Annotated in this window: 10 protein-coding genes and 2 riboswitches; of the genes, 5 read left to right on the top strand and 5 right to left on the bottom strand. The window is 38.8% G+C overall.

Annotation, left to right across the window (positions count from 1 at the left end):
- Positions 1-2 precede the first annotated feature (2 nt).
- Genes cobK through B3D94_RS10905 form a run of 4 tightly spaced genes read right to left on the bottom strand, consistent with a single transcriptional unit; the run spans position 3 to position 3,742 of the window.
- Positions 3-764 (bottom strand): precorrin-6A reductase, encoded by a 762-nt coding sequence (gene cobK, locus B3D94_RS10920; RefSeq protein ID WP_291757290.1) that lies wholly within the window; start codon positions 762-764, stop codon positions 3-5.
- Positions 761-1,684, bottom strand: a complete 924-nt coding sequence (locus B3D94_RS10915) for a sirohydrochlorin chelatase (protein WP_291757289.1) — start codon at positions 1,682-1,684, stop codon at positions 761-763. Before B3D94_RS10915 ends, cobK begins: the two co-directional genes overlap by 4 nt.
- 14 nt (positions 1,685-1,698) lie before the next feature.
- The gene (gene cobJ / locus B3D94_RS10910) at positions 1,699-3,366 is read right to left on the bottom strand and encodes a precorrin-3B C(17)-methyltransferase (protein ID WP_193832482.1); all 1,668 of its coding nucleotides are present in this window, start codon (positions 3,364-3,366) and stop codon (positions 1,699-1,701) included.
- A gap of 4 nt (positions 3,367-3,370) precedes the next feature.
- The gene (locus B3D94_RS10905; protein WP_069481864.1) at positions 3,371-3,742 is read right to left on the bottom strand and encodes a (2Fe-2S) ferredoxin domain-containing protein; all 372 of its coding nucleotides are present in this window, start codon (positions 3,740-3,742) and stop codon (positions 3,371-3,373) included.
- 144 nt (positions 3,743-3,886) lie between these two features.
- A riboswitch (cobalamin riboswitch) is annotated at positions 3,887-4,068 on the bottom strand.
- Positions 4,069-4,329: 261 nt separating this feature from the next.
- A riboswitch (cobalamin riboswitch) is annotated at positions 4,330-4,514 on the top strand.
- Positions 4,515-4,659: 145 nt separating this feature from the next.
- On the opposite strand from B3D94_RS10905, the gene B3D94_RS10900 reads away from it, so the two are divergent.
- From B3D94_RS10900 to B3D94_RS10880, 5 genes are all read left to right on the top strand, one after another.
- Positions 4,660-5,406 carry an energy-coupling factor ABC transporter permease gene (locus B3D94_RS10900; protein ID WP_291757288.1) on the top strand — a complete coding sequence of 249 codons (747 nt, stop codon included), beginning with the start codon at positions 4,660-4,662 and terminating at the stop codon, positions 5,404-5,406.
- Between the two features lies 1 nt (position 5,407).
- The gene (locus tag B3D94_RS10895) at positions 5,408-5,680 is read left to right on the top strand and encodes an energy-coupling factor ABC transporter substrate-binding protein (RefSeq protein ID WP_069481866.1); all 273 of its coding nucleotides are present in this window, start codon (positions 5,408-5,410) and stop codon (positions 5,678-5,680) included.
- A gap of 5 nt (positions 5,681-5,685) precedes the next feature.
- Positions 5,686-6,459, top strand: a complete 774-nt coding sequence (gene cbiQ / locus B3D94_RS10890; RefSeq protein ID WP_291757287.1) for a cobalt ECF transporter T component CbiQ — start codon at positions 5,686-5,688, stop codon at positions 6,457-6,459.
- A complete protein-coding gene (locus tag B3D94_RS10885; RefSeq protein WP_291757286.1) occupies positions 6,456-7,304 on the top strand; it encodes an energy-coupling factor ABC transporter ATP-binding protein in 849 nt (282 codons plus the stop codon). The genes cbiQ and B3D94_RS10885 overlap by 4 nt, the downstream gene beginning before the upstream one ends.
- A gap of 155 nt (positions 7,305-7,459) precedes the next feature.
- Positions 7,460-10,978, top strand: a complete 3,519-nt coding sequence (locus tag B3D94_RS10880) for a S8 family serine peptidase (protein WP_069481869.1) — start codon at positions 7,460-7,462, stop codon at positions 10,976-10,978.
- Between the two features lie 82 nt (positions 10,979-11,060).
- Here B3D94_RS10880 and B3D94_RS10875 read toward each other — a convergent pair whose 3' ends face one another.
- The gene (locus B3D94_RS10875) at positions 11,061-11,501 is read right to left on the bottom strand and encodes a GNAT family N-acetyltransferase (protein ID WP_069481870.1); all 441 of its coding nucleotides are present in this window, start codon (positions 11,499-11,501) and stop codon (positions 11,061-11,063) included.
- Positions 11,502-11,564 lie beyond the last annotated feature (63 nt).

Raw genomic sequence — 11,564 nt, 5'->3', positions numbered from 1 at the left:
TCCTAAAGTGTATGTTGTACAGCATGTAACACTTCTTCAAAAGTGGAATATTGCTGGCCATATTTAATATTGGGTCTTGCAATAAGAATTGTTTCTATTGAACAGGCAAGGGCTGCCTCTAGCTTCTCATCTACTGAGCCGACTTTGCCGCTTTCTTTGGTAATCATTAAGGTCACTCCATATTGACGGAATAATGCTTCATTAAATTCCTTTGAAAATGGGCCTTGAATAGCTACAATATCTCGCTGTACCACACCGAGCGCCTCACATTTTTCCATATTGTCAAGTCGTGGGAGCATACGAGCAATTACTCTTGTATTTTCTAAGCCTTGTAAAACTTTCGTAAATGTAGCAAGCGTTTTACTACCTGTTGTCAGCATAATGACACCACGTTTTTCTGCTGCTAACTGAGCTGCTTCCTCATAATCTTTCACGACTGTAATAAGTGGGTGTGCATAATGTTCATGGGCACGTTCATAGCGAATATAAGGAACTTGCGCTTTTTCAGCTGCTGCCATGGCATTTTTCGATGCCTCTTCTGCAAATGGATGAGAGGCATCAACCACCAATTGAAAGCCTTGTTCCGTTATAATAGTCGCCATTTCTTCCGCTGTTAGTCGCCCTATTAAATGAGGCAAGCCAACGTCAGCAAGACTTGAGGCTGCAGATTCCGTCACAACGGTGGCAGTTACAGCATGTCCCGTCCTCTGCAATTCAAGGCCTAGATTCCTTGCATCACTCGTCCCTGCTAACATGAAAATCATTTTACTGGCTCCTCTTCATGATGATGGTGGTGATCGTGTTCATGGTCATGATCATGGTTGTGGTGGTGGTCATGTCCATGGTCGTGGTCATGATGATGATGATGATGTGCATGTCCATGAACAGCAGCGTAAGCACGATAATCTTCAAGATCTTTCATACCTGTTGATGTACCATTCACCGCTTGCTCAATACGTTCTAATAGAACATTTTGTAAACGTTCATGGTAGCCAAAGTAGTTGGCAATTTGAATCTCACATGCTGGAAATTGCTCATTGAATTTCTCACACATAACATGCATTCGCTCCATTAAAATACCCGTAAATAAAAAGTAAGGAAGCATGATAATTTTTTTAGCACCTAGTTTGACACAGCGTTCAATGCCTTCTTCAACACGTGGGTCCGTTACGCCCATAAAGGCACTTTCCACGTATTTAACAGGTAGCTTTTCCCATAGCAATCGTGTAATTTTATAAAAATCTCCATTTGCATAAGGATCACTGCCCCCTCGAGCAATTAATAAAATGGCTGTATCTTCCTGTTCTTGATCAGTATCAAATCCAATTTCAACTAAACGATCTTGCAATATCGCAAATATTTCTTCATGAATGCCAATTGTTTGACCATATGTGAATGTGATATTCGGATAATGTTCACGAGCATGCTCGATTTCTGCTGGAATATGTAGCTTAGAATGACCTGCATGAAGTAAAATAATTGGGATCACATGTACCTCTGTAGCACCCTTTTTCACACAGTTTGTAATACCTTCTTCGATGTTAGGAGAAGCAAATTCAAGGAAACATGTTTCCACTAAATATTGTTCATCAATGCGAGATTTCATTTGCTCGATAAATGTACGTACCTCATCATTTCCTGCTGCTAAACGGCTCCCATGGCCAACAAATAATATAGCTTTCATCTCTTTTCTCCTCACTAGTCGCCGCACGGAGCTGGCTCTATTTTTATTTTGGAAGACATATCTTGATACGTAAAATGCATGATCTTTTTCACACGCTTGAAGTATTTAAATAAACGTTCGTTTGGATGCGCATTGGCTTTATATTCTTCAATAATATCTGTAATTAAAGGGATCAATTGTTCAGGCTCCAAACCTTCTACAACAGGCTGTGCTGCATGAGCCGTACGCCCGACTGGTTTAGCTCCAATAAAGACATCAAATTTACTTTTGCGATAAACAATCCCAATATCATCAAACACGGCTCGATAACAAGCCATCCCACAGCCATTAAAGCCAATATTTAACGTTTTCGGTAATGACATACCGCCGAGCTTTTCTTGGATTTCCTCCGCATATGGAATGGAATCTGCTTTTTCACCGTAGCAAAAATCACAAGCCTTCAACGATAACACATCACCAATTGGTGCTAATAAAAAGCCTACTTCCTGTAACTTCTCAGTGATACGTTCAGGCGTTGTTGTAGGTATTTTTAAATGGATTTGATGATCTGGTGTATATTCCATCGAACCATCTTCCCCTACGACCTCTGCTAACGTCATCATTTGCTGTGGTGTGAAGAATTTATTGGCCACTCCAGGGCTCACTGCTAATTCAAAAATTGATTCTATTTTTTGTTGTACAAGCTTTGGCGTAGCCTTTATAGCACTTGTTCCCTTTACCATTGCAAGTGCCGCTGTAGCCATTTCAAGTGCTGTTTTTTTCGGCTTTGGCATAACGGCTATACTGGGTTTATTAATTCTCCCTGCATTAGGGTCTGCCGCAAAGTCATTTCGTGCTGTCCCTGTCTCTTGATTCATCGCCCATGGCTCATTTTCTTCCCGCAAACGTTGATGTGGACGTAACGGCTGTTTTTCCTCGCCAAGTGTATATTTGCGTTGGTAGCCACGCGGTGTAATCATTTTATTATCATAGAAAAACGTAGATGAGTTTCCGATAATAACGGTTGTCAGCATACCGATATCATGTTCCAACATTTCTGCCAATGTTGTCATAGTCACTTCCTGACGTTCTCGATAGGCACTTTTTACAAGTCCTACTGGTGTGTCAGGCGAACGATATTCTAAAAGAATTCGTTGTGCTTCGACAATTTGTCTTGTACGGCGACCACTTTTAGGATTGTATAAAGCAATAACAAAATCGGCCATAGCTGCGGCTTCCACACGCTTCGCAATTAAATTCCACGGAGTGAGATGGTCACTTAAACTAATGGTACAAGCATCATGCATGATCGGCGCACCAAGTAAACTAGCACATGAATTGATAGCTGAAATACCTGGGACAATCTCAACTTCAATACCAGTTGCCTCTGTCCAACCTAGCTCAATTAATACTTCATACACTAATCCCGCCATACCATAAACGCCCGCATCTCCACTCGAAATGACTGAAACTGTACTTCCTGCCTCTGCTTGACGAACGGCCTCCTGTGCACGTGATACTTCTTCTGTCATGCCTGTACTGACAATGGATTTTGCGCTGACTAAATCTTGAATCAGCTCAACATAGGTTTTATAGCCTATGATCATATCACTTTGTTGTAAAGCCTCTACTGCACGTGTCGTAATATGCTTAAAGTCTCCAGGCCCAAAGCCTACTACGAAAATTTTCCCTTTTTGCGCCATGTTTTTACCCCTCTTTCACCTTTTCAATCCCTTTAATGGCTGTCGTTTGCACTGTTCGCTGTAATGTCCCTTCCCGAAGTGTAAAAACATGATCGTTATATAAGGTTTCATGATGCAAATCCTGTACAAGTGTTCTAGCATGCTCCGTTGATGGTACACGATACCAATTCCCCTGGGGGTAAGCAATAACAACACAAGCATCTTTGCACCGTCCATTACAGCGCGTTCTAGTCGTATGTATTTCTTTATCTAGTGCATTTCGCTGTATTTCATCTCGTATAGCTTGGGTAATTTCCTCCCCATCCTTGTTCATACAGCTACTGCCATTGCAAATAAAGAGATGTGTTTTCATCCCCTCTAAATTCCACGTTGTCATCTTATATCTCCCCTCATTTGCTTTTGGAAAAAAGAAAAAACCTTTACTCTCCCGAAGAGTAAAGGTTTGTAGAAGCCAAATAAAAACGAATAGATTGAAAGAAAGATCCTCGCTTTTGCTTCAACTTCTCCCTCCGAAAAGTTTGCATGCACAATCTGATAAGCAGGTTTCCTGACTTAAGCTTCATTTTACTGTCGCACCTTCCCTAGTTTGCACAGGTGGCATTGCGATTTCATCAGCTATTACAGTAGCGGGGGCTGTATTGGACTTTCACCAATTTCCCTATTATCTCGAGTTCTTCGAGCACTTATCGACGTTTTATATGAAATTATTAATCGTATATATAATAGAAAACTGTCTTAATCATATCTTATTATTTTAAAATTTCAATATTTCTTTAAAAAATCATGACAAATTTATCAATTTCACAGGAGGGTTAGAAGCTATTTTAAAAATTGACTTTGCTTCCTTTAATCCTAAAAACATTAGTTATCAGAATTTTCTACATTGATATTCTATTTTAAATTTTTTATAAAAAAAGTATAGCATATTTATGGAAATTCGTGATACACTTTGTCGTGAAATCTCACAACTTACTATTTTTCGGTGTAAAATGCTCGTCATTTTGCTTAAAAGGGAAGCCGGTTTAAGTCCGGCGCGGTCCCGCCACTGTAATAGGGAGCTTTATAGAAAATGTCACTGTCCAATGGATGGGAAGACCTATAAAGTGTTGAACTAGAGCCAGGAGACCTGCCGAAAATATGTGATCGTTTCAACCTACGAGGATAGGTGTGCGGCTTAGCAGATGAGAATGTTATTTGCTTTTTTAGCTATGCACTTTTCCAACAACGGAGAAGTGCTTTTTTTATTACGCACGCTACATTCTAAAAATCTATTTACAGTTTGGAGGAAGAAAATTGAATCTGTCTTGGTGGAAACTTAGTTACTTTTTATTAGCTTTTTTAATGGTGCCAAAGCGTGCCTTCGCTATGCATATCATGGAAGGCTTTTTACCAATCGAATGGGCTATTTTTTGGTGGGTAATCTCCATCCCATTTATTATTTTAGGATTGCGCTCTATTCGTAAAACAATTGAAGAAAATCCTGAAACAAAAATGATTCTGGGGCTGTCCGGTGCGTTCGCCTTTGTCCTATCAGCCTTAAAAATCCCCTCAGTTACAGGGAGTTGCTCACATCCAACAGGAGTAGGTCTCGGAACAGTCTTATTTGGACCGTTAGCGATGAGTGTCATCGGGACAATTGTTTTATTATTTCAATCTTTACTTTTAGCACATGGTGGGATTACAACATTAGGGGCTAATGCATTTTCAATGGCTATTGTAGGCCCGTTTATCGCCTACTTTGTATTGAAAGGGGCGCAAAAAATGGGGTTATCGTTTTCAGTAGCTGTTTTCTTTGCGGCTATGCTTGGAGATTTAGGTACATATGTGGTGACTTCCATTCAATTAGCACTTGCCTTCCCATCTGAAGTTGGAGGCTTTATGGCGTCCTTTACAAAGTTCGCAAGTATTTTTGCCTTAACACAAATCCCATTAGCTGTGAGTGAAGGGATATTAACAGTTATTATCATGAACTTCTTAAAAAAATATAATATTAGCGAATTAAAATCTTTACGTGTTTTCTCTACAAAGGAGGCGCACTAACATGAAACGAAATTTATTACTATTAGCAATAGTTGTGCTATTGGCCATTATTCCGCTCTTCGTCCAAAAGGGAGCAGAATTTGGTGGAGCAGACGGTGAAGCAGAAGCTGCCATTGGTGAGATCAATGCAGAATATGAGCCATGGTTTGATAGTTTGTGGGAACCACCTAGTGGTGAAATTGAAAGCTTATTATTCGTGCTACAAGCAGCTATTGGTGCTGGTTTTATCGGCTATTTTATTGGCTATATGCGTAGCAAGCATAAAGAAGGTTAAGGAATATGTTATTCATTGATAAGTATGCGTATCTCAATAAGTTAGCGTTCGTTCATCCGCTAGAAAAAATGATATTTTCATTAGGACTGCTTTTATTCACGCTTATTATGAGAAATGAGCGACTTTCACTCATTACATTTTTTGTAATGAGTGCTTTTATCATTTGGGGCGCAAAAATTCCAATAAAATACTATGCGAAGCTATTATTACTACCAGGCTTTTTCTTGTTCACAAGTCTCCTATCCATCCTACTTTCGATAGCGCCAGCAACGCATATATTACCAGCACATATTGGGGCATTTACGTATATGAACTTGACAATTTTTATTGGGAGAGCTAGTATTGCTACCGCGCAGCAGCTATTCTTTATCGTACTTGGTAGTATAAGTTGCTTATATTTTTTATTTTTAACGACATCTGTACAAGGGATTTGTTATGTGCTAAGACAATGGAGGCTCCCTCCTTTATTAGTTGAGCTAGTAGAACTTACCTATCGTTTTATTTTTATTTTTTTAGAAAGCATGCAAAAAATACATTTAGCCCAGCAAGCCCGCCTTGGCTACCATTCACCCATGCAAGGGTTACGTTCAATGTCTATGCTGATTGCAGCGTTGTTTATTGAAATGTTTCAGCGCAGTCGAGAGCTTAATATTGCCATGCAGGCGCGTGGTGGTGAAACTGTTTATTGGCATCAAACAGGCACCTATAGCAAAAAAAACTGGCTAGGCATGACGGTTATTTTTATATTCCTCATCGTATACGGAGGGTACTTCTCATGACAGCATTTTATTTCAAACTTAACAACTTGTCATATGCCTATGCAGATGGAACGAAGGCTTTGACAGATATTACATTAAACATTCCAAAAGGGAAAAAAATAGCTATACTTGGTCATAACGGAGCAGGAAAATCCACTTTATTTCAACATTTTAATGGTATTTTGAAGCCAACAGCCGGAACTATTTCATTTGATGGGGACGAACTTCAATATAATAGAAAGGCATTAAAGGCTCTTCGCCAACAGGTGGGGATCGTCTTTCAAGATGCTGACAATCAGCTTTTTTCAGGAACCGTTAAGCAAGATATAGCCTATGGTCCAATGAACCTAGGATGGTCTACGGAAAAAATTGAAGAAAAAATAGCATGGGCTGTTGCACAAACTGAAGTGACAGAGCTCCTTGATAAACCCATTCACTTTTTAAGCGTAGGACAGAAAAAGCGTGTGGCCATGGCAGGTGTATTAGCAATGGAACCGACTGTCCTTTTATTAGATGAACCAACAGCGGGTCTTGATAGCTATTACGCTACACAAGTTTTTCAATACTTAGCCAAATTAGAAGACAATGAAAGAACGATTATCCTTGCGACTCACGACATTTCTCTTGCCTATGAATGGGCAGATCAAATTATTGTCATGGAGGCAGGAAAAATTATTTATAATGGTGATCCTGTCGCCTTATTTTATGAAGAAGAATTGCTAAAACGTGCACATCTTGAGCGGCCATGGGTATTCGAAATGGCCTTGGCTCTACAAAAAAAGAAATTATGGCAAGAAAACATTTCAGTTCCTCGCTCTAAGCATGACATACTGCAATTGATTGAACAGCTATATGTTGAGGCGTAATGAGCATCATCAATAAAAAGTAACGGACAGTTCGGCCCATTACTGTTCGTTTTTTAAATCGCAGAGAAAAATTTTCCTCATTTGCGAAACTTTTCTAACGTTTATCCGTATTAGTATAGTCGAGACATATTATAGAACATCAAGGAGAGATACAATTGAAAAGTTGGTTTAAAAAATCAGTCGCTGTCGTAGCATCCGCTGCATTAATGGTTCCAGTCGCTTCAGCTTTTGCTGAGGAGACACCACAACAAACTACGAAGAACGTATTAGCAAGCAATTCACAACATGCAGGTAAGAATCTTAAAAATGAAGACAAATGGATGAGTAAGGATACGATTATTATCAAGCATTCTGGCCTTGATAAAAACGTACATAAAAAAATTGGCTCTAAGGTCATCCGCTCCATTCCTTCATTAGGCTATGATGTGATTCAACTTAACAAAGGTGTATCCATCGAAAAAGCCGTCTCTTACTATTTAAAGCAGCAAGGGATTACAAGTGTATCCCCTAGTTATGTCTATCATTCTTTCAACAAAGAAACTGACCCAAAGAAACAAGATATGTATCATCTAAGCCTCTTGAAAATGGATCAGGCATTAGCATTAGCTGGGGAACATGATGTAACAGTAGCTGTCATCGATTCTGGTGTTGATTTTAAACATCCTGACCTAAAATCTCAAGTACTCACACCTTATAATGCAGCTGCTCCGGCAAATACATCTTATCCAGGTGACCATGGAACACATGTTGCTGGGATTATTGCCGCTGCCAAAGACAATGGGATTGGTGGACATGGAATTAATCCACAAGCGAAGCTACTACCTATTGATGTCTTTAACGGAAAAGAAGGAGCAAATGATTTTATCATTGCACAAGGCATTCTGTACGCCATTGAGCAAGGTGTTGATGTCATTAATATGAGTTTAGGAGGCTATGGTGAATCCCCACTTATGCAGGATGCTGTTCAAAAAGCCGTTGATAGTGGCATTACGATTGTCGCAGCGGCTGGAAATGAGTCGACTGATGAATATTCCTTCCCTGCTTCCTATGAAGGTGTGATTAGTGTAGGTTCCACGAATGATCGTAATAAATTATCAAGCTATTCCAATTATGGTCCCTCTGTCGATGTCGTGGCTCCTGGTGAAGACATCTACAGTACTGTACACGATGAGAAAAAAGGATCTTCTTTTGTCAAGTTTAGTGGTACTTCCATGGCATCTCCTGTAGTGGCAGGTATTGCCTCCCTACTTAAATCAAAATATCCGAATTTAAAGCCACATGAAATTGAAGCAATACTTGAACTGACAGCACAAGATTTAGGCGAAAAAGGTTATGATCTTACTTTTGGTCACGGTCTTGTAGATCCCGTGAAAGCCTTACAGTTCGATTTAAATAAACTCCCTAAACATTATTCAGAATCCAAAGAAGAGCGTATGAAAAATGCCAAAGTTCTTGCCAAAAATAAATTAAATACAGAACAAGGTGTTTTCGAACAGCAAGATGAAAAAAAATGGTACAAGGTTGAGTTAGAGGCAAATGAATATGCTCAGTTAACGTTAAAAGGCGCAGATAAATACGACTATGCCTTTGATTTATACTTTTACCCTAATAACGAACAAGGTGAAGTAGAGCCTATTAAAGTTAATGATGTTCGTGTAGGAAAAAAAGAAGGTCACCTCTTTAAAGCAGATCAAAAAGGAACGCTGTTAATTGGTGTGAAAGATCATAATGGTAGTTATAGTTTAAAAGGCAAATCTACTTTTACTTTTACAGCACAAACTATGAAAGACTCAGACTTACCAATCGATGCATTAGATAAGTCTTCAATGGAGCCAATTAAAAAGTTTCCATACAGTACAGCAGGTAAAAACTACACCCTACTGTCCAAAGATCAACAAAAGGATCAAGATTATTTTACGTTTTCAGTAAAAAAACCAACAACATTGAAGTTTGATCTATCTGGTATTCCAGGTGTTACTGCATCTATGGATCTTTACTTAAAGGAGGATTTCAATCCGATACCACCTGAAGAGATGAAGCAAACTAAAAAAGAGGAAAGTGAAGAAGAGGAAGCCTACTCAATTCAAAGTTCTTACGGTTCAGCTAAAGGTGAAGCAGTTAGCATGATCATCGATGCTGTTCCAGACCAAGAATACATTTTAAGTGTATCTAATGAGAGTGAGAGCGAGTTTTCAATGGAGATGTTCTTCAGTGGGGGCATTGAAAAAGAGGAAACCGTCAGTGAATCCATGATCCCATACACATTAAAGGGAGAAACTGTTACGCTCCCTCCAGATGAGGATGGCCTACCTTTAGAGGAAGCCATGTTCGAGGAAAATGCTACTGAAGATCAATTACCAATAACACCAAGTGCAACAAAAAAGCGGAATGAAATTGATGGCATTATGAGTATGCTTATGAATCCCTTTACAACAAACAATATAGAAAATGTTGATCCGATCATCAAGCAAGCTATTCGCTTTAACATCGGTGAGGATCAAAAAGCCTATTTCCAAACAGAATATGATGAGGACTACTTCTTGTTTAAAACAAAGGAAGATGCCCTTTATAGTTTTAGCTTTAACAAAGGTGCGAACCAAATGCCTGCCGGTACTGTTTTTGAATATGATGAAAAAGCAAAGGAACTAATTCCCGTGTCATCCTTAACCAATGAATTAGGCTTACTTTCATTACTCCTTGGCTCAGCCGGTAATGAAAACGATGCAAAAGTAATAGCATTGAAAAAGGACAAAACATATGTAGTAGCCGTTGTGAATGCTGGTGAACGTTCTGCAGAACCTTATACGTTGAAAACAAGTAAAATAGGTGATATTCCAGCAGATTATAATCCAGAAAATCGTGAAGAAGCAAAAGCTTTAAAAATTCAACCAGGTACAACTTATAAAGATCATCTAATTTACCAAGATGATGAGGATTATTACTATTATAAGCAAGACGGTAATGATGAAATTATGAGTTTATTGATTTCCTCTGTTCCATTTACCAATGAACAATTAAATCAATTGCCAAAAGAGTTACAGAAGGACTTGAAGTTTGCAGGATCGATTATTGAAGATACAAATGGCAATAAGAAAATTGATCCGAAAGAAATGGAGACCGCCATTCCATTTGGACTGAGCGATAATATTCTTGAAATGCTTCTTGGCATGATAGGTACGACAGATGTAAATACATCCTTTAAGGCTAAAAAGGATCGAGGTTACTTTATTCAAGTTAATAGCACAGGGCTTGGCCAACTGTCCATTCAGCCCTATACATTAACGATGTTCGACCATAAACGAGCAGATGAAGATGCAGATTCTCAATTAGTGAATGGTGTACCAACCAAACCGTCTGCCCTCACGAAAAAAGACGACAAATGGGTAGCCACTCAATACTTAAATGCGGGTATCCCATTTGGTGATAAGGATTACTTTGAATTTAACAACGCTCAAAAACGAGATGTCTTCTTCTCACTTCAAACTGAAAAAGCACTAGACGGTGTGATTCGAGTAATAGATGCAAACGGAAAAACAGTGAAAACTTTAGATCTTTACGGAGCAGGAGATGCAGAGGTAGGTACAGTTGAACTGGATGCAGGTAAATACTATATTGAAGTTAGTGAATATTACGGCCAAGCAAGTACACAGCCATATACGTTAGAAATTAAATAATATCAATAAAATCCCCTAGATAACGAAATATCTAGGGGATTTTTATACATAAAAGCATCTTCATCCTAAAATAAAATGCTTATTACATAAAATATTTAACATAATTACAGTATTCATCTTGCTTCATATGAAGCTTTTCATACAGCTTACGCGCATTCACATTATCAGCTGCTGTTTGCAGTGTCACATAGCGAGCATACTGTTGCTCACAATATTGAAAAATTTTTTCCATCAATGCCTTGCCCACCCCTAGGCCTCTAGCATCTTCCGTAACATAAATATCGTTCAAAATATAGGCCCGCTGTAACGCTATGGAAGAAAACGTTGGATATAATTGTGTAAATCCAACCATCTTGCCGTCTACTTGCGCCATAAAAATGACCGACTCTTTGAGGGCCAATCGTAATTGTAAAAATGCCTTTGCGCTACTTACGTCCGATTCAATACCATAAAACTGACGATATTCATCAAATAGCTTTGTTAACTCTTCTAGTTCGTTCATTGATGCTTGAATTATTTCCATTCTTGTCTCCCCTTGTGTCTTCCCATGATTGTTTCTACCATTATAAAACTAGTATTATTATAT

Source organism: Lysinibacillus sp. UBA5990, from assembly GCF_002429815.1.
In the GTDB taxonomy this organism is placed as follows: Bacteria; Bacillota; Bacilli; order Bacillales_A; family Planococcaceae; genus Lysinibacillus; species Lysinibacillus fusiformis.
Note: the sequence above shows the minus strand (reverse complement) of the source record. Positions and strands in the feature narration are given on the sequence as shown.